Origin of the sequence: Pseudomonas sp. PDM27, from assembly GCF_019219205.1 — a bacterium.
Classification (GTDB): domain Bacteria; phylum Pseudomonadota; class Gammaproteobacteria; order Pseudomonadales; family Pseudomonadaceae; genus Aquipseudomonas; species Aquipseudomonas laurylsulfatiphila.
On the sequence record NZ_JAHUWF010000011.1, the window covers coordinates 207,998 to 234,077 of the forward strand.

Here is a 26,080-nt window from a genome sequence, read left to right on the forward strand (position 1 = left end):
ATCATGCACTCAGTGCAAAACCAATGTGGGAGCGGGCTTGCTCGCGAAGGCGTCAGTCCGTTCACTGCAATGTCGAATGCGAGGCCGCCTTCGCGAGCAAGCCCGCTCCCACAGTGGATTGTGGTGAATGGCGAATCTGTGTTTAGCCAGACCAGACAGCTTCACCTCAAGGGATCAGTGCCGCTCCAGCGCATTCACCAGGTCATGGAAGGCTTCACGATTGGTGTCGTTCAGGCCCATGAGGATCTTGTGCGCTTCAAGCACCTTGATCCGCACCACTTCTTCGGACTGATCCTGGTCTGGCAGGTCGTCCAGGCATTCCGGGCAGGGCACCGGCTTGTCGACGATGTTGAAGACCTGCTCGAAGCCCATGGACTGCAACAGACGCGTGATGTCTTCGTGGGTGGTGACGACGGTCGGCAGCAGGCCGACTTTCTGCCGCGACAGGATCGACAGCTTGGCCAGCAGGCCAAGCGTGGTGCTGTCGATGCTGCGGGTTTCGGTCAGATCGATCACGATTGCGTTGAAATTCAACGCGCTGAAGATCCGCTCAATAGTCGCATCCAACGCCGAACACAGGGTCAGGCGAACTTCACCGACGAACTTCAGGACGAAGGTGCCGTCCTGCTCGGCGAACTGGATTCTACCGGTACTCATCAAAGATTCCTGCTCAACACCAACAGGGCGATATCATCCGGCATCTCCCCTAGCGTGGCCAATCCAAAAACCTGCCGCAGCCCATCCAGGGTGCCGCCCGCCGCCTTGACCCTTTGGGGCAACGCCGCTTCTTTTTCTTTGAGTGTGGGTTCTGGCAAAAGGTCCAGAATGCCATCAGACATCAGCGTCAGGCTGAACGTCGGTGGCAATTCCAGCACGTGGTCTTCATAGGTGGCTTCGTTGAAGAGGCCCACCGGCAGGCCACGCCCTTCCAGATAACGAACACTGTCTGGCGTGTACAACACTGGCAACGGCAAATGACCGCCGATGCTATAGGTCAACAAACCGGTCTCCTCGTCGATGACTCCACCGACCATTGTGACGTGTTTACCCAGCTTACAACTGATCAGGCCCCGGTTGATATGACCAAGCACCTCTGAAGGCTTGAATTCCGGCAAGGTGCCGCTGCGCTTGGATTCGAACAGCAAGCGCGTGGTCATGAACTTCAACAGCACGGTGACGAAGGCTGAAGAGGCGCCATGCCCGGAAACGTCCGCCAGGTAAAACGCTACCCGACGCTCGTCGACGCGAAAGTAGTCGACGAAATCACCCGACAGGTACAGCGACGGGATGATCTGGTGAGCAAATTTGAACTCGTTGATGGTCCACGGGCTGACCGGCAGCATGTTCATCTGCACCTGGCGACCGGCGTTCTGGTCTTCCTGGAGCAGGTTCAGGCTGGCTTCGAGCTCGCGGTTGGCCTTCTCCAGCTTCTCGCGGTAGCGCTGGTTCTCCAGCAGCAGGCGCGCGCGATCCAGGGCCCGGCGCACAGAGTGCTCGAGCACGGCCAGATCTTCGAGAGGCTTGATCAGGTAGTCCGCCGCGCCCAGGCGCAGGGCCTCGACCGCGTCGTTCATCACGCCGGCACCCGACACCACGATCACCGGTGTTTGCGGCGACAGCTCGGTGACCTGGCGGATGAGTTCGAGTCCGCCCATCTGCGGCATGCGCAGATCGCAGATGACCAAATCGGGCTTGTCTTGCTCGAATACCTGAAGGCCCTGCTGGCCATTGCTGGCCTGCAAGACGCTGAAACCACTGTCTTCCAAATAGGCGGCGAGGCTCGCGCGCACTACTTCGTCATCATCGATTATCAGCAGCGTGGCACTGGTTTTTGGCATGTGGGCAAACGGCGCCAGAATTAGGTTGGCGTAGCAGGCGGGGAATTTGACCCGGCACTCACTACTGGATTCGCTTTCTAGCCTCTCTGTCGCACCGCTTTCGGGCATTTGCCCTACACACGTGTACACCAGAGGTGCCCTTCTAAGGCGCAGACGGTACTCCCATCCGCGGGGCGTTTCAAGCTCACGCCGATGGTCGCTTGACGTCTTTGTTTGTCAAATCACCGAGAGTTATAAGAACAGTCAAATCCGTAACCCAATGGAAGGTTCGAACCCACGCGTCAAACCGCTCGGGACCACAGTGAAAAGCGCGATTTCATCCGCATTCGAGTCTTCGCAAACAAAAAAGGCGACCTTGATGGTCGCCTTTTTTCACTTTACCGGTCGAAATCAGAAATCGTCTTCGACCTGACCGTCTTTCACCTTGAATTCCCGGTTCTGCAGGTACGCATTACGGATGAAGGTGTACTTGTCGCCAGTGATCAGCTTCTCGCTCGACAGCAGGTTGGCACGCGTATCGATGATGTCCAGGGCGAAGAACGAGTTACGCACGGGAACGTCGTTTACGTAGCGATAGGCGCCCGTGTAGCTGTCGACGTACTTGGACGGTGCATCGCGCAAGGTACTTGGGCCCAGCAGTGGCAGCATCACGTAAGGGCCGCTGCCGACACCCCAGTAACCCAGCGTCTGGCCGAAATCTTCGTCATTGCGTTGCAGGCCCATTTTGGTGCCGACATCAATCACGCCCAGCAAGCCGAAGGTGGTGTTGAAAATGATGCGTGCGGTATCAACGCCCGCGGCATGAGGCTTGGCCTGCAGGATATCGTTGGCGAGGTTGCGCACATCGCCGATGTTCCGGAAGAAGTTGTGAACGCCGTCCTCGACAAACTGCGGTGTTATGTACTGGTAGCCCTGGGCCAAGGGCTTCAGCGCATAGGTGTCGACCACGTCGTTGAACTGGTAGATCGGGCGGTTGACGCTTTCCCAAGGATCATCTTCCGAGGCTGCCTGGGCAACGAACGGAACCAGCATCACACTGGCGCATACACAAATCCTGGCTAGATGATTGCTCCAGCGCATAGAAAAAAAACTCCTTGGTTTGTACCGGCTCGGGCGCCTGGCCCGGGCAATAAGTGGGCAAGTATAAGACGTAAACGCCGTTTAAGGCACTTTGCACGCATCCCGCCGTAGGAATCGTGCCAACTGTGAGCGATTCACATCCATGTCACTCAACTGTCACCGTCGCCCGCTAGCCTTCGGGCTATTTCAGGGACGTCCATATGCCGCTCGCCGAAGCCTTGCCCCAAACCGCACCCCGCCTGACCGCCGTATTGTTCGGCCTCAGTGGCTGCCTGGTGGATTTCGGCGCACACACCCATCGCCACGGCAGCCACTCGGCCGAGCACGCCGAGTCCACACCCGGCGCACTGGACAGCCTGCTCAGTTTGCAGCGCCAGCAAATCCCCTGTGCCTGGCTCGATGAACTGCCCCCGGAGCTCAGCCAGTCCCTGGCGGCTGCGCTGCCGGAATGGATCAAACCATCGCAACATCCCGCAACAATTAGCCCATGGCCCGCCCCGGATGCCTGCTGGCGAGCCCTGATGAGCCTGAACGTCGACCGACTCGACGGCTGTGTACTGGTGAGCGGTGAACCGCGCCTGCTGCAAGCGGGGCTTAATGCCGGGCTGTGGACCATCGGCCTGGCGTCCTGCGGTTCGCTGTGCGGGTTGTCGCCCCGGCAATGGCAAGCCTTGACCCAGCAGGAGCGCGACATCAAACGCGGCAAGGCCACGATGCAACTGTTCGGCCTGGGCGTGCATTCGGTGATCGATCACCTCGGTGAACTCGACACCTGCCTGGCTGACATCCAGTTGCGCCGGTTCAAAGGCGAAAAGCCCTGATCGAGATCATGCAGGTTAGACAGGAGTGGATTAATCTAAAGGTCAGCCATAGACCTTTGGCGGACCGCTGCGGTCTATGCCAGTGCCAATCGAGAGAAGGAAGAACGCCATGCCTGCCCGCGAACTGCAAGAACAGCTCAATGCCCTGCGCGAGCAATTGGAACAGAATCCTCCATTGTCCGATGTAGAACGGGAAGATCTGCACGTGTTGATGCAACAGATCGAACTTGAGCTTGAGCTCGAAACCAAGACCAAGGATTCCAGTATCGCCGACAACGTCAACCTCGCCGTCGAACGCTTCGAACTCGAACACCCGACCCTTGCCGGCACCCTGCGCAACATCGGACAGGCCTTGGCCAACATGGGAATTTGAACCCTCCTGATGCAAAAACCCCGCTGGCGATGGCGGGGTTTTTTCGTTTCTGCGCCTGGCAATACAGCCCTTGTGGGAGCGAGCCTGCTCGCGAATGCGGTGTGTCAGTCATCATTGATGTTGAATGTCATAACGCTTTCGCGAGCAGGCTCGCTCCCACAGGGTTACGTTATTGGCGGACCAGGCGATGGTTCGGCAGTTGCACCGCTTCAGTGCTGCGATACGGGTTGATATCCAGGCCGCCACGACGCACATAACGCGCGTACACCGTCAGTTTCTCCGGTTTCAGCAACCGCTGCAGGTCGAGGAAGATCCGCTCTACGCACTGCTCATGGAAGTCCGAATGCTGACGGAAGCTGACGATGTACTCGAGCAGACTCGCGTGATCCAGCGCCGCACCACGGTACTCCACCGCCACGCTGCCCCAGTCCGGCTGGCTGGTGACCGGGCAGTTGGACTTGAGCAAATGGCTGTGCACGCTCTCCTCGACAATGCGCGAATCATCGCAACGCAGCAGTTCCGGCCGTGGATGCTCGTAGTTGCTGACGCTGATATCCAGTTCATCGATGCACACGCCCGGCAAGGCCACGACGCCTTCGCGCTCGACATCCTTGAGACTGCGAATGCGCACGCCCACCGGCTTGCCGGCAGCCGCCGACAAGTCCTTGGCCAGCGTCGCTTCAAGGCTCGCGGTGTCGGCAAACGGCGTCTGGTTCAGGGAGTTGAGGTAGAGCTTGAACGATTTCGACTCGATGATGTTCGGCGAGTCTGCCGGAATGCTGAATTCGCCGATCGCCACCACCGGCTTGCCCGACGGCAGCAGCCAGGACAGTTCGAAGCAGTTCCAGAAGTCCACGCCTTTGTACGGCAGGGTTTCAGCCGTCAGGCCCAGTTCCGCCCACTTCGCGGTGCGCGGGATCGGGAACAGCAGGGACGGCGTGTAGGTGGCGATGTATTCGCTGGACTTGCCCAGCGGCGAGTGTTCGGCTGCGGGATGCATGGCGGAAACCTGACTGAAGAATCAGCGGATTCTATCAGCCTTTGCTCCCGCCTTTGAGTGCTTACTGACTGACAGTCAGTTTGCCGACCATGCCGGCCTGATAGTGGCCAGGGATGTTGCAGGCAAATTCCAGATTAGTGGCCTTGCTGAAGGTCCAGGTCAGCTCGGCGGTCTTGCCCGGCTCCACCAGCACGCTGTTGGGGTCGTCATGCTTCATGCCGTGATCCATTTTGCCGTGATCCATGCCGGCCATGTTGCCGTGGTCCATGGCCTTCATGCCGGTTGGCGTCAGCATGCCGCCCTGTTGCATCTGCAACATTTCCTGCTGGTGCCTGGCGTGCATCGCCGCGTCCCCGAGGTTGAACTCATGCAGCAACTGGCCTTTATTGACCAGCACGAAGCGCACGGTTTCCCCGGCCTTGATGTCGATGGCCTGCGGTGTGAAGGACATGTCCCCCATGACCACTTCGACACTGCGGGTCGCCTTGGCCGCCGGGGCCGGCTGGCCGAAATCGTAGGCATGCCCGCCGTCCGCCCACACCGATGAGCTCAGCGCCAGCAAACACAGGATTTGCGCCAGGGATTTGCGTAAAAACATCGTCGTACTCCAACAAGATAAGGCTCAGCGTGAGGAAAACTCTAAACTGCTGCCACTGCCCGTAACCTGACAGCCAGATTACAACTTTGTCAGGTTGACCTGTATGAACGCTGCCCACGGTATAAAGCGTTCGTTCCATTTGCCATGAGTCGCCCATGAAACTGCTGATTGTCGAAGACCAACCGAAAACCGGCCACTACCTGCGTCAGGGTCTGGCCGAGGCCGGATTCAACACGGAACTGGTGGCCGACGGCAGCACCGGCCAGCAACTGGCCCTCAGCGGCGAGTATGCCCTGCTGATTCTCGATGTGATGCTGCCCGGCCGCGATGGCTGGCAGATTCTGCAAGCCGTGCGCAGCGCCGGCCTGGACACGCCGGTACTTTTTCTGACAGCGCGCGACGCCGTGGAGGACAGGGTTCACGGCCTCGAACTGGGCGCAGACGACTATCTGGTCAAGCCGTTTGCCTTCTCTGAACTGCTGGCTCGGGTCCGCAGCCTGTTGCGTCGCGGGAGCGCCACGCCTCAGGAGACCAGCCTGCAACTGGCCGATTTGCGCCTGGACCTGATCCGTCGCCGGGTCGAACGCAGCGGCCAGCGGATCGACCTGACCGCCAAGGAATTCGCCCTGCTGGAAATGCTCCTGCGCCGCCAGGGCGAAGTCCTGCCCAAGTCGCTGATTGCGTCCCAGGTCTGGGACATGAATTTCGACAGCGACACCAATGTCATCGAGGTAGCGATCCGCCGCCTGCGCCTGAAGATCGACGATGAATTCCCCAACAAGCTGATCCACACCGTGCGCGGCATGGGTTACGTGCTTGAGGAGCGCCCTGCCTGATGCGCCGTCTCTCCTTGAGCAGCCGCCTGGCGCTGTTGTTTGCCGCCTGCACCGCCGTGGTGTCGTTGTTCGCCGGCGTGCTGTTCAGCCGCGCCAGTGAGGCGCACTTTGTCGAGCTCGACCAGCAATTGCTGGACAGCAAGCTGACGGGCTTGCGTCGGGCCCTGCACGACTTTCAATCGAGTGACCGTGAAGTGAAGCTGACGGAGGAACTGAGCCGGCAGGCTGATCTGTCACTGCGCATCACCGGCAGCGACGGTCAGCGCTGGTATGACAGCTCGACAAATATTCCGCAGCTATTGCCGCGCCAGCCCGGATTGTCGACGGTGAGCCATGAAGGCATGGATTACCGCGTGCTGAATGCGCCGCTTGTTGCGGACAAACCCGATTCACCGCAACTGACCCTGCTGCTGGACATCACCCACCACCAGCACTTTCTGCAACGCATGCAGCATCTGATCTGGCTGACCGTCGGCCTCTCAGCCCTGGCCACCGCACTGCTGGGGGCCTGGGCGGCGCGCAGCGGCTTGCGCCCGTTGCGGCGCATCAGCGCGGTCGCCAGCGGGGTTTCCGCGCAATCGCTGAACATGCGGCTGCCTGAAGAAAACATGCCACCGGAACTGGCGGAAATGGCCCACAACTTCAACGCCATGCTCGGACGCCTCGACGACTCTTTTCAGCGCCTGTCCGCGTTCTCTGCCGACATTGCCCATGAATTGCGCACCCCATTGTCGAACCTGCTGACCCACACCCAGGTCACCCTCACCCGTCCCCGCCCCATCGAGGACTACCGCGAAGCCCTGCACAGCAACCTCGAGGAGCTGCAATGGATGGCGCAACTGGTCAACGACATGCTGTATCTGGCCAAGGCGGACCATGGGCTGTTGATGCCCAAGCGCGAGCCATTGGAGCTGGGTCAGGAAGCGGATCTGCTGCTGGAGTTTTTTGCGCCGCTGGCAGAAGACGCCCGGGTGACATTGAGCCGTGACGGTAATGCGTGCATGGAAGGTGATCGCAGTATGTTGCGTCGGGCGCTGTCCAATCTGCTGGACAATGCGTTGCGGTTTACACCGGTTGATGGCGAGGTTCGGTTGCGGATTGTCGAGCAGCCAAAAGAATTGCGCTTGACCGTTGAAAATACGGGCCAACAGATTTCCGAAGATCTATTGCCGCGCCTGTTTGACCGGTTTTATCGGGCCGATCCTGCACGTCGCGAAGGCAGCAGTGAACATGCCGGGTTGGGGTTGGCGATTACGCAGTCAATCATTCGCGCCCACGGCGGGCAGATTCGTTGCGAATCGGAGAATGGGTGGACGCGGTTTGTGATCGAGTTGCCAAGGGAGGTTTGAGGCCAGCAGTTCCGGCCTCTTCGCGAGCAAGCCCGCTCCCACAGGGGAACGCATTCCAATGTGGGAGCGGGCTTGCTCGCGAAAGCGGTGTAACGGCTTACGAATAGCGCAATGCATGAGCCGGTTCGATCTTCGCCGCACGCCACGCCGGGTAAACGGTGGCGAGGAAGCTCAATACAAACCCTGCAGAACAGATCAGCACAACATCCCCGCCTTGCAGCTCGGACGGCAGGTTGCTGACGAAATACACGTCGGAACTGAAGATGTGCTGCCCGCTGACCCGCTCGATCCAGCCCACGATCTGGCTGACGTTCAGCGCGGCAATCACACCCAGCACACCGCCAATCAGGGTGCCGACAATACCGATCACCGTGCCCTGCACCATGAAGATCGCCATGATCTGCCGCGGCGTGGCACCGATGGTGCGCAGGATCGCGATGTCCGCGCCCTTGTCGTTCACCACCATGATCAGGGTCGCGATGATGTTGAACGCCGCCACTGCGACGATCATCAGCAACAGCAGGCCGATCATGGTTTTTTCCATCTTCATCGCACTGAACAGGCTGCCCTGGGTGTGGGTCCAGTCGTCAGCCCTGTAGGCGGCACCCAACCCCGTGGCGATGTCGCTCGACACTTGCGGCGCGGCATACAGGTCCTTCACCGCCAGGCGCACGCTCTGCACCTGATCCGGCTCCCAGTGCTGCATCTGCGCGGCATCGGCCATGTGGATCAGGGCCATGGTGCCGTCCAGCTCGGCACCGACCTTGAACACGCCGACCACATTCAGCCGTTGCATGCGCGGGGTAATGCCGCCCGGTGCATTGCTGACTTCCGGCACGATCAGGGTGATCTTGTCGCCGACGTTCAGGCGGAAGCGCCGCGCCGTGATCTCGCCGATCACCACGCCGAATTCGCCCGGTTTCAGGGCCTCGAGACTGCCCTGGACGATGTGCTTGGCGACGATCGACACCTGGCCTTCCAGCGCCGGGTCGACACCGCTGACCTGGATGGGCTGCATCGTGCCCTTGTAGGACAGCATGCCTTCCATCTCGGTGAACGGCACCGCTGCCGTCACTTCCGGGTTTTTCATCGCGGCCGCTGCCACGGGCTTCCAGTCATCAATCGGGTTGACGCCGACGATGGTGGCATGCGGCACCATGCCGAGGATGCGCGAGCTCATCTCGCGCTGGAAGCCGTTCATCACCGACAACACCACGATCATGGCGAGCACGCCCAGGGCGAGGCCGATCATCGAGGTCATCGAGATGAAGGAAACAAAGCGATTACGACGCTTGGCGCGGGTATAGCGCGTGCCGATAAAGATCGATAACGGTCTGAACATTCGCTGGGGCACCGTATAAAAATTAAAGACCCGACGCCTTTCCGGGCATCGGGTTGCAGCCAATCAGATGGGCGTGAGGCAACCTTCCTGCAGGTGCAGGACGCGGTCCATCTGGCGGGCCAGGTTCATGTCGTGGGTCACCACCAGGAACGCCGTGCGCATCGAGGTGCTGAGTTCCAGCATCAAGTCCTGAATGCCCTGGGCGGTGTGGGCGTCGAGGTTGCCGGTCGGCTCGTCGAGCATCACCAGGCCCGGTGTGTTGACCAGGGCGCGGGCGATGGCCACGCGCTGGCGCTCACCACCGGACAATTCGGCCGGTTTGTGTTCCAGCCGGTGGCCCAGCCCTACCCGCTCCAGCAGCGCCGTGGCACGCTGGCGCGCTTGCGGGATCGCGGTCTTGCCGATCAGCAGCGGCATGCAGACGTTTTCCAGCGCGGTGAATTCCGGCAGCAGGTGGTGGAACTGGTACACGAAACCCAGGGCTCGGTTACGCAACAGGCCGCGCTTCTTCTCGCTCAGCGCCGACAGTTCTTCGCCATCGAGCCAGACGCTGCCCTTGGTCGGCGTATCGAGGCCGCCCAACAGGTTGAGCAAGGTGCTTTTGCCCGAGCCCGACTTGCCGACAATCGCCACACGCTCGCCCGGATGCATTTCCAGTTGCAGCCCGGCCAGGACCTCTACCGACTCCGGACCTTCCTCGTAGGATTTGCCCAGGTTGCGGCAGCTCAAGATTGCTTTATCACTCATGCCCGACTCACTCATAACGTAGCGCCTCCGCAGGCTGGGTGCGCGCGGCACGCCAGGCTGGATACAGGGTGGCGAGGAAACTCAGGATCAACGCGGCGGCGCAGACCATGACAACGTCCTGGCTCTGCACTTGCGACGGCAGGTAATCGATGAAGTACACGTCGGCGTTGAGGAATTTGTGGCCGATCAGGCCTTCGAGGGCCGAGATCGCGGCACTGACATTCAGTGCCGCGAAGATCCCGACCACGGCGCCAATGGCCGTGCCAACCACACCAATGACCGTACCCTGCACCATGAAGGTGCGCATGATCGTGCCCGGCGTGGCGCCCAGTGTGCGCAGGATCGCGATGTCGCCCTTCTTGTCGTTCACCACCATCACCAGCGTGGAAATGATGTTGAATGCCGCGACGGCAACGATCAGCAGCAGCAACAGGCCGATCATGGCTTTTTCCATGCGGATCGCCTGGTACAGGTTGCCGTGGGTGCGGGTCCAGTCGCGGGCGTAGAAACGGTCTTCGCCGAGGTCGCGGGCGATGCTCCATGCGGTGCGCGGCGCCTGGAACAGGTCGTCGAACTTCAGGCGCAGACCCTGGACCTGATCCGGTTTCCAGCGATGCAGCCGGGCCAGATCCTGCAGGTTGGTGACGCCCAGGTAGCCATCGAGCTCACCGGCGCCGACATGGAAAATGCCGACCACGGTAAAGCGCTTCATGCGCGGGAACATCCCGGCCGGGGTCACGGTGACCTCCGGCGCGACGAAGGTCAGCTTGTCGCCGATGACCGCACCGAGCTTGGCCGCGGCCTTGTCGCCGATGACGATGCCGAACTCGCCCGGCACCAGGTCGTCGAGTTTGCCCTGGGTCATGAAGTGATCGATGATCGACACCTGGCGCTCTTGCGCCGGGTCGATGGCATTGAGCAGGACCTTCGAGACCTTGCCGTTATTGGTCAGCAACCCCTGCATTTGCGTAAACGGCGCCACGGCCGTCACTTGCGGGTTCTGCCTGACCTTGGCCGCCAGGCTTTGCCAATCGCTGATCGGTTCGCCGGACTCGATGGTCGCGTGGGGCACCATGCCCAGCACGCGGGTGCGCATCTCATGATCGAAGCCGTTCATCACCGACAGCACCACGATCATCACGACCACGCCAAGGGCGAGCCCGATCATCGAAGTCAGGGAAATGAATGACACAAAATGATTGCGACGCTTTGCACGGGTGTAACGCGTGCCGATAAATACGAAGAGAGGTCTGAACATGTCGGGGCTTGTTCGGAGGGAAAAGGAACGTCCTTGTGGCGGGGGTCGATAACCAGCTTTACACTCAGACCACCGCCGCTACCATGGGTTCGCCATGTCGACATTAGATGAAGAAGATCGCCGCGAATACTACCGTATCGAGGATACGATCGCACTGGAAATTCGGCCCCTGTCCGCTTCTGAAGCCACAGGCCAGGAAGTGTTGCAGGATGCTTCCCCACTCTTCAACTTGCTCAGCGAACTGCACCTCAGTGAATTCGAGTCGCAGCACCTGTTGCGCCAGATCAATGAGCGCGACCGCAACATTGCGGCATTCTTGAAATCCCAGAACAAACGCATCGATCTGCTGAGCCAGGTGATCGCCATCACCGTGCTCGGGCAGATCGGCGAACCGCAGCCGGTGATCATCTCCGAAGGCGGTATCGACTTTCAGCACCCATCGCCCATCGCCGCCGGCGCCCACCTGTCGGTCAAGCTGGTGCTGATGCCACAAGCCCTGGGCCTGCTGCTGCGCGCCCGCGTTACCCATTGCGACCGCAAGGGCGATGGCTATGACGTCGGCACCGAGTTCGAACACCTGACCGACGCCCAGCGCCAACTGTTGGCCCGCCACATCTTGCAGAAGCAGGCCCAGGTACGACGCCTGGCCCGCGAACAACTCGAATCAGGCAATTAATTTAAGGAAGAACCGTGACCCTCATCTACGGCCATCGCGGCGCCAAGGGCGAAGCACCGGAAAACACCCTGACCAGCTTTCAGGAATGTCTCAAGCACGGCGTGCGCCGCTGCGAACTGGACCTGCACCTGTCCAGGGACGGCGAGTTGATGGTCATCCACGACCCGACCCTCAAGCGCACCACGGACCGTCGCGGCAAGGTCGTCGAACACACGGCGGCCGAGCTTGTGACCTATGACGCACGCAAGGGTGGCCCGGGCTGGATCAAGCCGTGCCCGATTCCGACGCTGGAAGAACTGTTCGAGAAGTGCGACTTCGATCACTGGCAGCTGGAAGTCAAGAGCGCATCACGGATGCGTGCCGCGACCACCGTGCTGGCGATTCGCGAAATGGTCCAGCGTCATGGCCTGATGGACAAGGTGACCATCACCTCGAGCTCCCGTGAAGTGCTCAAGGCTGCATTGGAGCTGGTGCCGGACGTGTCCCGCGGACTGGTGGCCGAGTACGCCTGGCTCGACCCGTTGAAGGTCGCGGCCAGTTATGGCTGTGAGATTCTGGCGCTGAACTGGACCCTGTGTACGCCGGAACGCCTGCAAAAGGCGCAGCGTCAGGGGTTGCATGTGTCGGTGTGGACCGTCAACGAGCCTGCGCTGATGCGCAGACTCGCCGACTTCGGCGTTGACAGCCTGATTACAGACTTTCCCGGTTTGGCCAGCGCCACGCTCGAGAATTGCTGAAATCGGTCTCCCCGGCCGGCTCAGGCCACCGGCCGGAGCCGCTCAAAAAAGCCGGTTGAGGCCGTCGTACGCCGCGACCCGATAGGCTTCGGCCATGGTCGGGTAGTTGAACGTGGTGTTGACGAAATACTTCAGGGTGTTCTGTTCGCCCGGCTGGTTCATGATCGCCTGACCGATGTGCACGATCTCCGACGCCTGATAACCGAAGCAGTGAACGCCCAGCACTTCCAGGGTTTCACGGTGGAACAGGATCTTCAGCATGCCTTGCGGCTCGCCGGCAATCTGCGCCCGCGCCATGCTCTTGAAGAACGCCTTGCCGACTTCGTACGGCACCTTGGCCTGGGTCAGCTCCTGCTCGTTCTTGCCGATCGAGCTGATCTCCGGAATGGTGTAGATACCGGTCGGCACGTCATTCACGAAACGCCAGCTGCCGTTGTCGACAATGCTGCCAGCGGCCGAACGGCCCTGGTCGTGGGCGGCACTGGCCAGGCTCGGCCAGCCGATCACGTCACCGGCGCCATAGATATTCGGCACGCAGGTGCGATACGCCTCGTCGACTTCGATCTGGCCACGGCTGTTGACCTTCACGCCAATGTTTTCCAGACCCAACTGATCGGTGTTGCCGGTACGGCCGTTGCACCAGAGCAAGGCGTCGGCCTTGATCTTCTTGCCGGACTTGAGATGCAGGATCACGCCGTTGTCCACGCCTTCGACGCGGTCATACTCTTCGTTGTGGCGAACCGTGATGTTGTTGTTGCTGAAGTGATAGCTCAGGGCCTGGGAGATTTCCGAGTCCAGGAAGCTCAGCAACTGGCCACGGTTGTCCACCAGCTCGACCAGCACACCCAGGCCGCTGAAGATCGAGGCGTATTCGCAACCGATCACGCCTGCGCCGTAAACGATGAGTTTGCGCGGGGTGTGGCCGAGGCTGAGGATGGTGTCGCTATCGTAGATACGCGGGTGGTGGAAATCGATGTCCGCCGGGCGATACGGACGCGAACCGGTGGCGATGATGATGTGCTTGGCCACCAGTTTCTCGACCACGCCGTTGGCGCAGACCACTTCGATGGTTTGCTCGTCGGCGAAGCTGCCGGTGCCGAAGAACACGTCGACGCGGTTGCGGGCGTAGTAGCCGGTACGCGAAGCGACTTGCTTGGAGATGACCTTCTCGGCGCTTTTCAGCACGTCCGGGAACGAGAACCAGCGCGGCTCACCAATGGCCCGGAACATCGGGTTGGTGTTGAACTGCATGATCTGCCGCACCGAGTGACGCAGTGCCTTGGACGGGATGGTGCCCAAGTGAGTGCAGTTGCCGCCGACCTGGCGACGGCTATCGACCATCGCCACCTTGCGCCCTGCCTTGGCGGCGTTCATTGCCGCGCCTTCCCCCGCCGGGCCGGAACCCAACACCACCACGTCGTAGTTGTAGACAGCCATGCGTACTCCTCAGAACAGGCCGCGGCACCCTCGGCACCTGCGGCTAAATCACGCCAATCTGTGGCATGAAGGAACAATTTGGGGCCAGTGCAGAACCCGGACACAGTCTATAGAAGCGTCAACGCCGGGCACATTAACCCTTGGTCGCGTCGTAGGCTACTTTTGCCTGCGCTACAACGCCAGTTTTCAATGCTCAAATCGCCGAAATCATTCGGTTTTTTGGCCATTGAGGCGCTCAAAAGCGTGACTGCTGCGTGTGACGAAACCTGTATCGGCACGAATCACAAAAAATGCGCCGATATCGTGTTTTTCCGCGAAGTCCCAACCGCGCTCCGGGCCGAGAATCAGCAACAGCGTCGATAAGCCATCGGCCATCAGCGCTGAAGGATGAATCACCGTGACGGACGCCAGGGCGTGTGAGACCGGCGCACCGGTGCGGGCATCGAAGGTGTGGGAAAAACGTTGCCCGCCCTGCTCGAAATAATTCCGGTAGTCGCCGGAAGTTGAAAGGCCATAACCGTCGACCACAATGACGCGCTCGGCCACCTGCCGATCATCCCGCGGCTCTTCCAGGGCAATGCGCCATGGCGAGCCGTCGGGTTTCTTGCCGGCCGCCTTGAGCTCGCCTGTCGCCTCCGCGAGGTAGTCGTGGATGCCCATCGCCTCGAGCCTTGAGGCAATCGTGTCCACCGTATAACCGGCGGCGATGCTGTTGAAATCGACCTCGACGGCGGCGTCCTTGCACAACGTGTCGCCATCGATGCGCAAGTGCTGGTGACCGACGCGCTGGCGGGCTTCAGCGAGCGCCTCGGCGGTCGGGACCTTCTCCTCCCGGGCCTGCGGACCAAATCCCCAGAGGTTCAGCAACGGCTCCACCGTCAGATCGTAGGAACCGTCGCTTTGCACGGACAGTTGCTCGCCCACGCGGACCAGCTCGAGGATCGACGCCGGCATTGCCTGACAGCGGTTGGCCGGTAATGCATTGAAGCGCTCGATGTCCGAGTCGCTGCGGTAGGTCGACATGCGCAGGTCCACATCAGCGAGGATTTGCTCGACCTGGACACGGACTTCGTCCGGCGCCGGAAGGCCGGCATGGCGTACGTACTTGATCGAATAAGTGCTGCCCATGGTCGGGCCGCTGAAGCTTTCCAGGGAGTCGCCGCTGCCGCAGGCAGACAACATACCCATCAGCGCCAGAAAGAAAACCTTCCATCCGCTCAAGAACAATCTCACCTTTTTTGATGTCCTGATAAAAGATCGCAGCCTTCGGCAGCTCCTACAAAGGTACATTCATATTCAATCCTGTAGGAGCTGCCGAAGGCTGCGATCTTTTGATGTTGATTCACACAAACAAAAACGCCCCGACCAGAGTCGGGGCGTTTTCATGTGCGGCTAAGGCTTAGCGCGGGAATGCTGGCGGGTTTACACCGGCCATGTCTTCCATCACGCGAACCACCTGGCAGCTGTAACCGAACTCGTTGTCGTACCAGACGTACAGAACAACGCGGTTATCCTGGGTGATGGTCGCTTCAGCGTCCACTACGCCTGCGTGGCGCGAGCCAACGAAGTCGGTGGAAACCACTTCCTGGGAGCTCACGTAGTCGATCTGCTTGTGCAGGTCCGAGTGCATGGCCATCTGGCGCAGGTACTCGTTGATCTCTTCGCGAGTGGTGGCCTTTTCCAGGTTCAGGTTCAGGATGGCCATCGACACGTTCGGCGTAGGAACGCGAATCGCGTTGCCGGTCAGCTTGCCCTTGAGCACTGGCAGCGCCTTGGCGGCTGCGGTGGCGGCACCGGTCTCGGTGATCACCATGTTCAGCGGCGCGGCGCGGCCACGACGGCTGCCCTTGTGGAAGTTGTCGATCAGGTTCTGGTCGTTGGTGAACGAGTGAACGGTTTCGACGTGGCCGTTGACGATGCCGTACTTGTCGTTGACTGCCTTGAGCACCGGCACGATGGCGTTGGTGGTGCAGGAAGCCGCCGAGATGATCTTGTCGTCAGGGGTGATGTCGCCGTGGTTGATGCCGTGCACGATGTTCTTCAGCGCGCCCTTGCCAGGTGCGGTGAGGATCACGCGGGCAGCGCCCGGGCAGGCCAGGTGCTGGCCCAGACCGTCGGCGTCACGCCATACACCGGTGTTGTCGACGATCAGAGCGTTTTCGATGCCGTACTGGGTGTAGTCGACTTCGGTCGGGCTCTTGGCGTAGATAACCTGGATCAGGTTGCCGTTGGCGGTGATGGTGTTGTTGGCTTCATCGATGGTGATGGTGCCATCGAACGGACCATGCACCGAGTCACGACGCAGCAGGCTGGCGCGCTTGACCAGGTCGTTCTCGGCGCCCTTGCGGACAACGATGGCACGCAGGCGCAGGCCATCGCCGCCACCGGTTTTCTCGATCAGGATGCGCGCCAGCAGACGGCCGATACGACCGAAGCCGTAGAGGACAACGTCGGTGCCTTTGCGGGCCGATGCGTTTTGCTGGCCAACCACGTCGGCCAGTTCTTCACGGACGAACTGCTCGGCAGTACGGCCATTGCCTTCGGCCTTGAATTTGGCCGCCAGCTTGCCCAGGTCCACCGAGGCGGCGCCGAGCTTGAGTTCGCTCATCGCCTTGATCAGCGGGAATGTTTCGTGGACGGACAGCTCGCTTTCGTCGGACTGACGGTGACGAGCAAAGCGGTGAGCTTTGAGAATCGCAATGACTGAACGATTGATCAGGCTGCGGCCATAGATCGAGCTCACCACGTTGTTATTGCGGTAGAGCTGACCGATAAGCGGAATCATCGCTTCTGCGAGTGCTTCACGGTCGATCCATTCACCAAGACACTGGTCGGGCTTCTGAGTCACGGGAACCTTCCACATGTAGGGGCAGAAAAAAGGGGCTACATTATGCCGCCGAGTGACAGCCGTAGCAATGCGCGCCCGTCGTGCTTTACGTAACAATTCGTCGTTCAAAAAAATTGCGCCTCGCGCAAACCCAATAAAACCGGGGCTTTCAGCGCAGTCAATTTTTTGGAGGTCGCGCTACCTTATCCGTAACCCTCCGTAACACTCGTTGTATTTGCCACTACATATTCAATAATTTTCGGCAAAAAAACGCCGAATTTTGTCTTTACCACTACATTTCACCAAACCCGTGCTTTAGACGCAGTCAGCAACTGACAGGCGGCATCGTAGGCCGCTACAATTACCGACTTTGTCGCAACGCTTGGAGCTCAACCTTCCGTGCCCGTTCTGCGTCTACCGCTTCTCCCTGCCGCGGCAGGTAAACAGCACTGGGGCAATCTGCCCGGTGCCGCCCTGAGCCTGGCCATCGCCGAGGCCGCCAGCGCTGCCAAGCGCTTTACCCTGCTGCTGACCGCCGACAGCCAAAGTGCCGAACGGCTGGAGCAGGAGCTGGGTTTCTTCGCCCCGGATTTGCCCGTACTGCACTTTCCCGACTGGGAAACCCTGCCCTACGACCTGTTCTCGCCGCACCAGGACATCATTTCCCAGCGCATCGCCAGCCTGTACCGGTTGCCGGAGCTGAGTCATGGCGTACTGGTGGTGCCGATCACGACCGCCCTGCATCGCCTGGCACCGACCAAATTCCTGCTCGGCAGCAGCCTGGTGCTGGACATCGGCCAGAAACTCGACGTCGAGCAGATGCGCACCCGGCTTGAGGCCACGGGTTATCGCTACGTCGACACGGTGTATGAACACGGCGAGTTCACCGTTCGCGGCTCGTTGATCGATCTGTTCCCGATGGGCAGCAAGCTGCCGTATCGCATCGACCTGTTCGACGACGAAATCGAAACCCTGCGCACCTTCGACCCGGAGAACCAGCGCTCCATCGACAAAGTCGACTCGGTCAAGCTGTTGCCGGCCAAGGAGTTCCCGCTACAGAAAGAAGCGGTCACCCGTTTCAAGGCGCGCTTCCGTGAGCGTTTTGACGTCGACTTCCGCCGCTGCCCGATCTTCCAGGACCTGAGCAGCGGGATTACCCCGGCCGGCATCGAGTACTACCTGCCGCTGTTCTTCGAAGAAACCTCGACGCTGTTCGATTATTTGCCCCAGGACACGCAAGTGTTTTCCCTGCCGGGCATCGAGCAAGCCGCAGAAAACTTCTGGAACGACGTGCGCAATCGCTATGAAGAACGCCGCGTCGACCCGTCCCGTCCTTTATTGCCGCCCGCCGAACTGTTCCTGCCGGTAGAGGATTGCTTTGCCCGCCTGAAAAGCTGGCCACGGGTGGTCGCCAGCCAGCAGGACGTGGAGCCCGGCGTCGGCCGCGAACGCTTCCCCGCGCGGGAACTGCCGAACCTGGCCATCGAAGCCAAGGCCACCCAGCCGCTGGCGGCGTTGGCCGGTTTCCTCGACGAATTTCCCGGGCGCGTGCTGTTTACCGCCGAATCCGCAGGCCGTCGCGAGGTGCTGCTGGAACTGCTGGAACGCCTGAAGCTGCGACCGAAAACCGTCGACAGCTGGCCGGATTTCGTCGCTGGCAAAGACCGCCTGGCGATCACCATCGCGCCGCTGGATGAAGGCCTGGTGCTGGACGATCCAGCCCTGGCTCTGGTAGCCGAAAGCCCGTTGTTCGGCCAGCGCGTGATGCAGCGCCGTCGCCGCGAAAAGCGCGCCGATGCCAACAACGATGCCGTCATCAAGAACCTCACCGAGCTGCGCGAAGGTGCGCCGGTGGTGCACATCGACCACGGTGTCGGCCGTTACCTGGGCCTGGCAACCCTGGAAATCGACAACCAGACCGCCGAATTCCTTGCCCTGGAGTACGCCGAAGGCGCGAAGCTTTACGTACCGGTGGCCAACCTGCACCTGATCGCCCGCTACACCGGCAGCGACGATGCCCTGACCCCGCTGCACCGCCTCGGTTCCGAGACCTGGCAGAAAGCCAAGCGCAAAGCCGCCGAACAGGTGCGCGACGTGGCCGCCGAGTTGCTCGACATCTATGCACGCCGCGCCGCTCGCGAAGGCTACGCTTTCGCCGATCCGAAAGCCGACTACGCCACCTTCAGCGCCGGTTTCCCGTTCGAAGAAACCCCGGACCAGCAGACCACCATCGAGGCGGTGCGCGAAGACATGCTCGCGCCCAAGCCCATGGATCGCCTGGTGTGCGGCGACGTTGGCTTCGGCAAGACCGAAGTGGCGATGCGCGCCGCGTTCATCGCGGTGCACGGAGGTCGCCAGGTGGCGATCCTGGTGCCGACCACCCTGCTCGCCCAGCAGCACTACAACAGCTTCCGCGACCGTTTCGCCGACTGGCCGGTGACCGTGGAAGTGATGAGCCGCTTCAAGTCGGCCAAGGAAGTGAATGCCGCCGTCGCCGATCTGGCCGAAGGCAAGATCGACATCGTCATCGGCACGCACAAGCTGCTGCAGGACGACGTGAAGATCAAAAACCTCGGCCTTGTGATCATCGACGAAGAACACCGTTTCGGCGTGCGCCAGAAAGAACAGCTCAAGGCCCTGCGCAGCGAAGTCGACATCCTGACCCTGACCGCCACGCCGATTCCGCGCACGCTGAACATGGCGGTGTCGGGCATGCGCGACCTGTCGATCATCGCCACCCCGCCAGCCCGCCGCCTGTCGGTACGCACCTTCGTCATGGAGCAGAACAAGAGCACGGTCAAAGAGGCCTTGCTGCGTGAGTTGCTGCGTGGCGGCCAGGTCTATTACCTGCACAACGACGTGAAGACCATCGAGAAATGCGCCGCCGACCTCGCCGAGCTGGTACCGGAAGCACGGATCGGTATCGGTCACGGGCAGATGCGCGAGCGCGAACTCGAACAGGTGATGAGCGACTTCTACCACAAGCGCTTCAACGTGCTGATCGCCTCGACCATCATCGAGACCGGCATCGACGTACCGAGCGCCAACACCATCATCATCGAGCGTGCCGACAAGTTCGGCCTGGCCCAGTTGCACCAGCTGCGCGGCCGGGTCGGACGCAGTCACCACCAGGCCTATGCCTACCTGCTGACGCCACCGCGCCAGCAAATCACGCCGGACGCGGAAAAGCGCCTGGAAGCGATCGCCAACACCCAGGACCTCGGCGCGGGCTTCGTGCTCGCCACCAACGACCTGGAAATCCGTGGTGCCGGCGAGCTGCTCGGTGACGGTCAGAGCGGGCAGATCCAGGCGGTCGGCTTCACGCTGTACATGGAAATGCTCGAGCGCGCGGTGAAGTCGATCCGCAAGGGCGAGCAGCCGAACCTCGATCAACCGCTCGGCGGTGGTCCTGAAGTCAACCTGCGGGTACCGGCGCTGATTCCGGAAGACTACCTGCCGGATGTCCACGCCCGCCTGATCCTCTACAAGCGCATTGCCTCGGCCACCGATGAGGACGGCCTCAAGGATTTGCAGGTGGAGATGATCGATCGTTTCGGCCTGTTGCCGGAACCGACCAAGAACCTGATCCGCATCACTGCATTGAAGCTGCAGGCTGAGCAACTGGGCATCAAGAAAGTCGATGGCGGCCCGCAAGGCGGTCGCGTCGAGTTCGCTGCGCAGACGCCGGTCGACCCGCTGACCCTGATCAAGCTGATCCAGAGCCAGCCAAAACGCTACAAATTCGAAGGGGCCACGATGTTCAAGTTCATGGTTCCGATGGAGCGCCCGGAAGAGCGCTTTAATACTGTAGAGGCGCTGTTCGAGCGCCTCGTTCCGAAAACTGCTTGAAGGACGCCGCATGCGCCTGTTCCGCTCACTGACCCTGCTGACCCTTTTGATGCCAGCGCTGGTCGCCCCCACGGCATCTGCCGATGACCTGTATCAGGTCGAAATGATTCTGGTCCGGCAAAACGCCGTGCCGGCGATTGTCAGCCGCGCCGCACCGGAAGACTGGGCCGCTGGCGCTCAACCCGTCAGCCCCGACAGCCTGCGTACGCCAAGCCTGAATGGCGAGGTGGAAAAACTCACCAGCAGCGCCGACTACACGGTGTTGCTGCACAAGGCCTGGCAACAGACGCTCGGCGAAAACGCCAGCAAAGTGGCGATCAGCGACGGCAAGGAACAATATGGTCAGTTCCCGATCGAGGGCACGCTGAGCATGAAACTGGGACGCTTTACCGACGTCGACGCCGACTTCTGGGTCAATCAGATCGATGCCAATGGCATGGTGACAGCCAGCGAGCGCTTGAAACAGGAAAGCCACACCAAGAACGGCCAGTTGAACTTCCTCGACAACGGCCACCTCGGCCTGCTGATCAAGATCACTTCGCTGACCGCCCCCGCACCCCGAGCAGCTCCCGAAGAAATTCCGGACTGATTCCCCATGTCCGCGACCCTGAGCAAACCCCTGGCACCATCCTGGGTCAGCCGATTCAAGGAACAGAGCCTGGAGCGCGGTCGCCGTTACGCGCTGGAGAATCGTGTCAGGATCGTCGAGGCCGGCGACGCAACCATCGTCGCCGCGTGCGAAGGCTCGGGCGGTAACGTTTACCGTCAGACCATTCGCCTGCGCGAGTCAGCCAAAGGCACGCTGCTGATGGTCGATGCCATCTGCTCCTGCCCGGTCCACAACAACTGCAAACATTGCGCAGCGGTGCTCCTGCAAGTGCAGGAAACCCTCGACTACCCCGCTGCCGCCAAAGACGCCGAACTCCTGGAAAAACTCCAGGCCGTCCTGGAAAACCGCAGCCCGAAAGCCCCGCCGCAAGTGCTGGTGGACAATGTGCAGCCGGTACCGCGCCTGTGGCTGGCCAGCATCGAGTTCAGCGCCTTCGAACCGCGCAACGGTCGAATGCAGCGTTACATCCAGCATCGTGCGGCGCTGTCCTTCAGCTATCTGGACGAATACGTTTCCGGGCAGAAGAACACCGACATCCTGATTCGCCAGGAAACCCAGACGCTGCGGATAAAACGCCACCCGGACGTGGAACAGTCCTACCGGGAACAGCTGCGAATCCTCGGTTTCAAAGTCGCCACCCGACAAAGCAAGGCCTTGCCGGAAAGTGCCGGTGAGCTGTTCGAAATGGTCAATGACAGCGCCTGGCTGACCTTTACCCTCAATGAACTGCCGAAGTTGCGCACCCAGGGCTGGGAATTGCAGATCGACGAGGACTTCGGTTTCGACCTGACAGCGGTAGACGACTGGTACGCCACGGTCGAACAGGCTCCGGAGCGCGACTGGTTCGACCTGGAACTGGGGATCATCGTCAACGGCGAACGCCTGAGCCTGTTGCCGATCCTGCTCAACCTGATGCGCTCCCACACCGAAATCCTCAACCCGGAGCGCCTTGCCCGACGCCGCGACGACGAGTTGATCCTGGTCAACATCCCTCATCGCCCGAACTCCGAGCACGGCCCGCTGCAAGTCGCCCTGCCCTTCGGCCGCCTGAAACCGGTGCTGGCCACCCTCGGCGAGTTCTACCTTCAGGAACCCGGTGACACCACGCTGCGCCTGAGCAAGGCCGATGCCACGCGCCTGAATCCGCTGGAAGACATGCCACTGCTTTGGGAGGGCGGCGACCAGATCCGCACCTTTGCCCAGCGCCTGCGTGACATCAAGGACCACACGGCCGTCGCCCCGGAAGGTTTGAATGCGACGCTGCGCCCGTATCAGCTTGAGGGCTTGAGCTGGATGCAATCGCTGCGGCAGCTGGAAGTGGGTGGCATTCTCGCGGACGACATGGGCCTGGGCAAAACCCTGCAGACACTGGCGCACGTGCTGAGCGAGAAAAACGCCGGCCGCCTCGATCGGCCGTGCATGGTGGTGATGCCGACCAGCCTGATCCCCAACTGGCTTGACGAAGCGGCGCACTTTACGCCGCAGCTCAAGGTTCTGGCGCTGTACGGTGCCAGCCGCAAAAAGCATTTCGACAAGCTGGCTGACTACGACCTGATCCTGACCACCTATGCGCTGCTGCCCAAGGATGTCGAGCGCCTGGCGGCGCAGCCCTTGCACATTCTGGTGCTGGATGAAGCGCAATACATCAAGAATCCGACCAGCAAGGCCGCCCAGGCTGCCCGCGAACTCAATGCCCGGCAGCGCCTGTGCCTGAGCGGCACACCGCTGGAAAACCACCTCGGCGAACTCTGGTCGCTGTTTCACTTCCTCTTGCCCGGCTGGCTGGGCGACGTCAAAAGCTTCAACCGCGATTACCGCGTGCCGATCGAAAAACGCACCAGCGAGGTCAGGCTTCAGCACCTCAACGGCCGGATCAAGCCTTTCCTGCTGCGCCGCACCAAGGAACAGGTGGCCACCGAGTTGCCGCCGAAAACCGAGATCATCCACTGGGTCGAACTCAACGAGGCCCAGCGTGACGTTTACGAAACCATGCGCCTGGCCATGGACAAGAAAGTCCGCGACGAAATCACCCGCAAAGGCGTGGCCCGCAGCCAGATCATCATTCTCGAAGCGCTGCTGAAACTGCGTCAGGTGTGCTGCGACTTGCGCCTGGTCAACGAGGCGACCCTGCCAAGCCGTGGCAGCACCTCGGGCAAACTCGACAGCCTGATGGAAATGCTCGAGGAATTGTTCGAGGAAGGTCGGCGGATCCTGCTGTTCTCGCAGTTCACTTCAATGTTGTCGCTGATTGAGGATGAGCTGAACAAGCGTGGAATCGCCTACGCCCTGCTGACCGGCCAGACCCGCGACCGCCGCACACCGGTGAAGGAATTCCAGAGCGGCAAGCGTCAGATATTTCTGATCAGCCTGAAGGCAGGCGGCGTTGGCCTGAACCTGACCGAGGCGGACACGGTGATTCATTACGATCCGTGGTGGAACCCGGCGACGGAAAACCAGGCGACCGACCGGGCGTATCGCATTGGTCAGGAGAAGCCCGTGTTCGTTTACAAACTGATTGCGCGCGGCACGGTGGAAGAGAAGATCCAGCACCTGCAGAAGGAAAAATCCGACCTCGCGGCCGGCGTGCTGGATGGGCGCAAGGCCGGGGACTGGAAACTGCAGAGCGACGATATCGAGGCGTTGTTTGCGCCGTTGCCGGAAAATCTCGGAAAGCGCTGAGATTTGCGGTGCTTTTTAGTCCGCCATCGCGAGCAAGCTCGCTCCCACAGTGGCCGCGTCGAACACAAACTCTACGAACGCCACTAAACCTGTGGGAGCGAGCTTGCTCGCGATGAAGTCAACTCGATATCAAGCGGAGCTCAGCCCTTGAGCACCCGCGCCAACGTCGATTTCACCTTGCCCATGCCGTCATGCAACGCCTGCTCGATCTCGGCCATGGTAATCACCGCCGTCGACTTGCCCGCAGCCGGGTTCACCACCAGTGCCAGACAGGCGTATTCCAGTTCCAGCTCGCGGGCCAGGGCCGCTTCCGGCATACCGGTCATGCCAACGATGTCGCAGCCATCGCGTTCCAGCCGGGCGATTTCAGCCACCGTCTCCAGGCGCGGCCCCTGAGTGCAGGCATACACGCCATGACTGCTGTAGCCCACACCTTCCGCCGCCAGCGCCGCGATCAATTGCTGACGCAACGGCTCGCTATAGGGGTAGCTGAAGTCGATATGGGTGACGTGTTCCAGGTCATCGGCAAAGTAGGTGTGCTCGCGACCGCTGGTGTAGTCGATCAACTGATGGGGCACGCAGAAATGCCCGGTGCCCATGGCGGCATGGATGCCGCCCACGGCGTTCACGGCCAGAATGGCTTCGGCACCGGCCTGTTTCAGCGCCCAGAGGTTGGCGCGGTAGTTGACCTGGTGCGGCGGAAAACGATGGGGATGGCCGTGACGCGCTAGGAACAGCACTTCCTTGCCGGCATACTCGCCGATCTGAACGTCGGCCGAAGGCGCGCCATAAGGCGTGTCCACTGCCAGTGACTGGCGAATGCTCAGGCCTTCGAGTTGAGTCAGGCCAGTGCCACCGATAATCGCGTAAACCGTCATAACGAACAGTCCTTAATCAATCAATTGAGCTTCTTTGAGCGCGCCGACAGCGGCCAGCCAGCGCGGGTCTTGACGGTATTCGGTATTGGCGAACGACTGGCCGCGCATCCGCGCAATGCGCTCGGAAGGCTTGACCTTCAGGCGTTGCGCAGCGCTCAGGGCCAGTTCGGCGGCAGCGCGATCGTTGCACACCAGGCCCATGTCGCAACCGGCCGTCAGCGCCGCTTCGATACGGCTGGCGGCATCGCCGACCACGTGGGCGCCTGCCATGGACAGGTCGTCACTGAAGATCACGCCATCGAACTGCAACTCGCCGCGCAGGATGTCCTGCAACCAGCGGCGGGAGAAACCTGCGGGCTGGGAGTCGACCTGTGGATAAATGACGTGGGCCGGCATGATCGCGGCCAGTTGCTTGCTCAATTTGGCAAACGGCACCAGGTCGTTGGCGCGGATCTCATCGAGACTGCGCTCATCATTCGGGATCGCGACGTGGGAATCAGCCTCGGCCCAGCCGTGACCCGGGAAGTGTTTGCCGGTAGCGGCCATCCCGGCGCTGTTCATGCCACGGATGAATGCACCCGCGAGCAAGGCAGCGCGCTCGGGATCACCTTCGAACGAACGGGTGCCGACAACGGCGCTGCGCTGGTAATCGAGGTCGAGCACCGGCGCGAAACTCAGGTCCAGGCCAACGGCCAGCACTTCGGTCGCCATGATCCAGCCGCACTGCTCGGCCAGGTATTCGGCGTTCGGGTTGTCGGCAATGGCGCGCATGGCGGGCAGGCGCACGAAACCCTGGCGCAGGCGCTGCACGCGGCCGCCCTCCTGATCCACCGCCAACAGCAGATCGGGGCGAATGACGCGAATCGCTGCACTCAGCTCGCGCACTTGACGCGGATGCTCGATGTTACGGGCAAAGATGATCAAGCCGCCCACTTCGGGCTGGCGCAACAATTGGCGATCTTCAGCCGTCAGCCAGGTACCGGCGACGTCCACCATCAACGAGCCTTGCAAGCCAGCAGTCATAAAAATTCCTTGATAACAGAAAACCCGGCCCACACGAATTCGCCACCAGGCACAAAGCCCGGCAGATTGGCGAGTTCGATGGGAAACGGGTTCAGAACGAGAGTCGGCATGGGCGGCTAGCT

The 26,080-nt window shown here is 61.0% G+C and carries 22 protein-coding genes; 9 read left to right on the plus strand and 13 right to left on the minus strand.

Translation table 11 applies throughout. The features are described 5' to 3' along the window. Nucleotides 1-174: 174 nt before the first annotated feature. The 3 genes from rssC to KW838_RS22295 all read right to left on the minus strand — a co-directional run bounded on the left by rssC (nucleotide 175) and on the right by KW838_RS22295 (nucleotide 2,918). The gene (gene rssC / locus KW838_RS22285) at nucleotides 175-657 is read right to left on the minus strand and encodes an anti-sigma factor antagonist RssC (protein ID WP_007978612.1); all 483 of its coding nucleotides are present in this window, start codon (nucleotides 655-657) and stop codon (nucleotides 175-177) included. After that, the gene (rssB, locus tag KW838_RS22290; protein WP_033048238.1) at nucleotides 657-1,838 is read right to left on the minus strand and encodes a two-component system response regulator RssB; all 1,182 of its coding nucleotides are present in this window, start codon (nucleotides 1,836-1,838) and stop codon (nucleotides 657-659) included. The genes rssC and rssB overlap by 1 nt, the downstream gene beginning before the upstream one ends. Before the next feature lie 390 nt (nucleotides 1,839-2,228). Beyond that, nucleotides 2,229-2,918: a VacJ family lipoprotein gene (locus KW838_RS22295; protein WP_217837696.1), complete on the minus strand. Its 690-nt coding sequence runs from the start codon at nucleotides 2,916-2,918 to the stop codon at nucleotides 2,229-2,231. 200 nt (nucleotides 2,919-3,118) lie between these two features. Between KW838_RS22295 and KW838_RS22300 the strand changes: the two genes are divergently transcribed. Together KW838_RS22300 and KW838_RS22305 are read left to right on the plus strand one after the other, a co-directional pair. Further along, complete coding sequence (locus KW838_RS22300; protein ID WP_218503623.1) at nucleotides 3,119-3,739, plus strand: HAD family phosphatase; 621 nt, start codon at nucleotides 3,119-3,121, stop codon at nucleotides 3,737-3,739. A 109-nt stretch (nucleotides 3,740-3,848) separates the two neighbouring features. Next, entirely contained in the window at nucleotides 3,849-4,112 is a 264-nt protein-coding gene (locus KW838_RS22305) for a DUF4404 family protein (protein ID WP_218503624.1), read from the plus strand. Nucleotides 4,113-4,281: 169 nt separating this feature from the next. Here KW838_RS22305 and queF read toward each other — a convergent pair whose 3' ends face one another. Together queF and KW838_RS22315 are read right to left on the minus strand one after the other, a co-directional pair. Then, the gene (gene queF / locus KW838_RS22310) at nucleotides 4,282-5,112 is read right to left on the minus strand and encodes an NADPH-dependent 7-cyano-7-deazaguanine reductase QueF (protein WP_102698726.1); all 831 of its coding nucleotides are present in this window, start codon (nucleotides 5,110-5,112) and stop codon (nucleotides 4,282-4,284) included. Between the two features lie 61 nt (nucleotides 5,113-5,173). Continuing rightward, nucleotides 5,174-5,710, minus strand: coding sequence for a plastocyanin/azurin family copper-binding protein (locus KW838_RS22315; protein WP_102698727.1), 537 nt, complete (start codon nucleotides 5,708-5,710; stop codon nucleotides 5,174-5,176). 155 nt (nucleotides 5,711-5,865) lie between these two features. Between KW838_RS22315 and KW838_RS22320 the strand changes: the two genes are divergently transcribed. Together KW838_RS22320 and KW838_RS22325 are read left to right on the plus strand one after the other, a co-directional pair. Continuing rightward, nucleotides 5,866-6,546, plus strand: a complete 681-nt coding sequence (locus tag KW838_RS22320; protein WP_085716743.1) for a heavy metal response regulator transcription factor — start codon at nucleotides 5,866-5,868, stop codon at nucleotides 6,544-6,546. Then, nucleotides 6,546-7,895 carry a heavy metal sensor histidine kinase gene (locus KW838_RS22325; protein WP_218503625.1) on the plus strand — a complete coding sequence of 450 codons (1,350 nt, stop codon included), beginning with the start codon at nucleotides 6,546-6,548 and terminating at the stop codon, nucleotides 7,893-7,895. The genes KW838_RS22320 and KW838_RS22325 overlap by 1 nt, the downstream gene beginning before the upstream one ends. A gap of 97 nt (nucleotides 7,896-7,992) precedes the next feature. Here KW838_RS22325 and KW838_RS22330 read toward each other — a convergent pair whose 3' ends face one another. The 3 genes from KW838_RS22330 to KW838_RS22340 all read right to left on the minus strand — a co-directional run bounded on the left by KW838_RS22330 (nucleotide 7,993) and on the right by KW838_RS22340 (nucleotide 11,242). After that, entirely contained in the window at nucleotides 7,993-9,237 is a 1,245-nt protein-coding gene (locus tag KW838_RS22330) for a lipoprotein-releasing ABC transporter permease subunit (RefSeq protein ID WP_102698729.1), read from the minus strand. Between the two features lie 63 nt (nucleotides 9,238-9,300). Continuing rightward, complete coding sequence (gene lolD / locus KW838_RS22335) at nucleotides 9,301-9,984, minus strand: lipoprotein-releasing ABC transporter ATP-binding protein LolD (RefSeq protein WP_167399534.1); 684 nt, start codon at nucleotides 9,982-9,984, stop codon at nucleotides 9,301-9,303. A gap of 7 nt (nucleotides 9,985-9,991) precedes the next feature. Then, complete coding sequence (locus KW838_RS22340; protein ID WP_007972108.1) at nucleotides 9,992-11,242, minus strand: lipoprotein-releasing ABC transporter permease subunit; 1,251 nt, start codon at nucleotides 11,240-11,242, stop codon at nucleotides 9,992-9,994. A 94-nt stretch (nucleotides 11,243-11,336) separates the two neighbouring features. Here KW838_RS22340 and KW838_RS22345 point away from each other — a divergent pair, with 94 nt between their 5' ends. Together KW838_RS22345 and KW838_RS22350 are read left to right on the plus strand one after the other, a co-directional pair. Next, complete coding sequence (locus KW838_RS22345) at nucleotides 11,337-11,918, plus strand: PilZ domain-containing protein (protein ID WP_218503626.1); 582 nt, start codon at nucleotides 11,337-11,339, stop codon at nucleotides 11,916-11,918. Between the two features lie 14 nt (nucleotides 11,919-11,932). Further along, entirely contained in the window at nucleotides 11,933-12,655 is a 723-nt protein-coding gene (locus KW838_RS22350; protein ID WP_015095944.1) for a glycerophosphodiester phosphodiesterase, read from the plus strand. Between the two features lie 42 nt (nucleotides 12,656-12,697). Here the strand turns inward: KW838_RS22350 and sthA are convergent, their stop codons facing one another. The 3 genes from sthA to KW838_RS22365 form a co-directional block, all read right to left on the minus strand. Beyond that, nucleotides 12,698-14,092 (minus strand): Si-specific NAD(P)(+) transhydrogenase, encoded by a 1,395-nt coding sequence (gene sthA / locus KW838_RS22355; protein ID WP_007972111.1) that lies wholly within the window; start codon nucleotides 14,090-14,092, stop codon nucleotides 12,698-12,700. 207 nt (nucleotides 14,093-14,299) lie between these two features. Then, the gene (locus tag KW838_RS22360; RefSeq protein WP_218503634.1) at nucleotides 14,300-15,280 is read right to left on the minus strand and encodes an FAD:protein FMN transferase; all 981 of its coding nucleotides are present in this window, start codon (nucleotides 15,278-15,280) and stop codon (nucleotides 14,300-14,302) included. Nucleotides 15,281-15,491: 211 nt separating this feature from the next. Continuing rightward, a complete protein-coding gene (locus tag KW838_RS22365; protein ID WP_015095946.1) occupies nucleotides 15,492-16,955 on the minus strand; it encodes a glyceraldehyde-3-phosphate dehydrogenase in 1,464 nt (487 codons plus the stop codon). A gap of 363 nt (nucleotides 16,956-17,318) precedes the next feature. On the opposite strand from KW838_RS22365, the gene mfd reads away from it, so the two are divergent. From mfd to KW838_RS22380, 3 genes are read left to right on the plus strand one after another with little or no spacing between them, the layout of a single operon-like run. Next, entirely contained in the window at nucleotides 17,319-20,768 is a 3,450-nt protein-coding gene (gene mfd / locus KW838_RS22370; RefSeq protein WP_218503627.1) for a transcription-repair coupling factor, read from the plus strand. Between the two features lie 10 nt (nucleotides 20,769-20,778). Further along, a complete protein-coding gene (locus KW838_RS22375) occupies nucleotides 20,779-21,357 on the plus strand; it encodes a CsiV family protein (protein WP_218503628.1) in 579 nt (192 codons plus the stop codon). Between the two features lie 6 nt (nucleotides 21,358-21,363). After that, the gene (locus tag KW838_RS22380; protein ID WP_218503629.1) at nucleotides 21,364-24,057 is read left to right on the plus strand and encodes a DEAD/DEAH box helicase; all 2,694 of its coding nucleotides are present in this window, start codon (nucleotides 21,364-21,366) and stop codon (nucleotides 24,055-24,057) included. 140 nt (nucleotides 24,058-24,197) lie between these two features. Here the strand turns inward: KW838_RS22380 and KW838_RS22385 are convergent, their stop codons facing one another. Together KW838_RS22385 and nagZ are read right to left on the minus strand one after the other, a co-directional pair. Beyond that, nucleotides 24,198-24,935, minus strand: a complete 738-nt coding sequence (locus KW838_RS22385) for an S-methyl-5'-thioinosine phosphorylase (RefSeq protein WP_218503630.1) — start codon at nucleotides 24,933-24,935, stop codon at nucleotides 24,198-24,200. A gap of 12 nt (nucleotides 24,936-24,947) precedes the next feature. Next, entirely contained in the window at nucleotides 24,948-25,946 is a 999-nt protein-coding gene (gene nagZ, locus KW838_RS22390) for a beta-N-acetylhexosaminidase (protein WP_218503635.1), read from the minus strand. Nucleotides 25,947-26,080 lie beyond the last annotated feature (134 nt).

Coding starts and splice junctions, on each gene's coding strand:
- KW838_RS22375 (WP_218503628.1), top strand. CDS start 20,779: ATGCGCCTGTTCCGCTCACTGACCCTGCTGACCCTTTTGATGCCAGCG.
- lolD (WP_167399534.1), bottom strand. CDS start 9,984: ATGAGTGATAAAGCAATCTTGAGCTGCCGCAACCTGGGCAAATCCTAC.
- sthA (WP_007972111.1), bottom strand. CDS start 14,092: ATGGCTGTCTACAACTACGACGTGGTGGTGTTGGGTTCCGGCCCGGCG.
- KW838_RS22365 (WP_015095946.1), bottom strand. CDS start 16,955: ATGTGGAAGGTTCCCGTGACTCAGAAGCCCGACCAGTGTCTTGGTGAA.
- KW838_RS22320 (WP_085716743.1), top strand. CDS start 5,866: ATGAAACTGCTGATTGTCGAAGACCAACCGAAAACCGGCCACTACCTG.
- KW838_RS22340 (WP_007972108.1), bottom strand. CDS start 11,242: ATGTTCAGACCTCTCTTCGTATTTATCGGCACGCGTTACACCCGTGCA.
- KW838_RS22315 (WP_102698727.1), bottom strand. CDS start 5,710: ATGTTTTTACGCAAATCCCTGGCGCAAATCCTGTGTTTGCTGGCGCTG.
- KW838_RS22330 (WP_102698729.1), bottom strand. CDS start 9,237: ATGTTCAGACCGTTATCGATCTTTATCGGCACGCGCTATACCCGCGCC.
- queF (WP_102698726.1), bottom strand. CDS start 5,112: ATGCATCCCGCAGCCGAACACTCGCCGCTGGGCAAGTCCAGCGAATAC.
- KW838_RS22385 (WP_218503630.1), bottom strand. CDS start 24,935: ATGACGGTTTACGCGATTATCGGTGGCACTGGCCTGACTCAACTCGAA.
- KW838_RS22305 (WP_218503624.1), top strand. CDS start 3,849: ATGCCTGCCCGCGAACTGCAAGAACAGCTCAATGCCCTGCGCGAGCAA.
- KW838_RS22380 (WP_218503629.1), top strand. CDS start 21,364: ATGTCCGCGACCCTGAGCAAACCCCTGGCACCATCCTGGGTCAGCCGA.
- KW838_RS22300 (WP_218503623.1), top strand. CDS start 3,119: ATGCCGCTCGCCGAAGCCTTGCCCCAAACCGCACCCCGCCTGACCGCC.
- KW838_RS22360 (WP_218503634.1), bottom strand. CDS start 15,280: ATGGGTATGTTGTCTGCCTGCGGCAGCGGCGACTCCCTGGAAAGCTTC.
- rssB (WP_033048238.1), bottom strand. CDS start 1,838: ATGCCAAAAACCAGTGCCACGCTGCTGATAATCGATGATGACGAAGTA.
- KW838_RS22295 (WP_217837696.1), bottom strand. CDS start 2,918: ATGCGCTGGAGCAATCATCTAGCCAGGATTTGTGTATGCGCCAGTGTG.
- KW838_RS22345 (WP_218503626.1), top strand. CDS start 11,337: ATGTCGACATTAGATGAAGAAGATCGCCGCGAATACTACCGTATCGAG.
- KW838_RS22325 (WP_218503625.1), top strand. CDS start 6,546: ATGCGCCGTCTCTCCTTGAGCAGCCGCCTGGCGCTGTTGTTTGCCGCC.
- rssC (WP_007978612.1), bottom strand. CDS start 657: ATGAGTACCGGTAGAATCCAGTTCGCCGAGCAGGACGGCACCTTCGTC.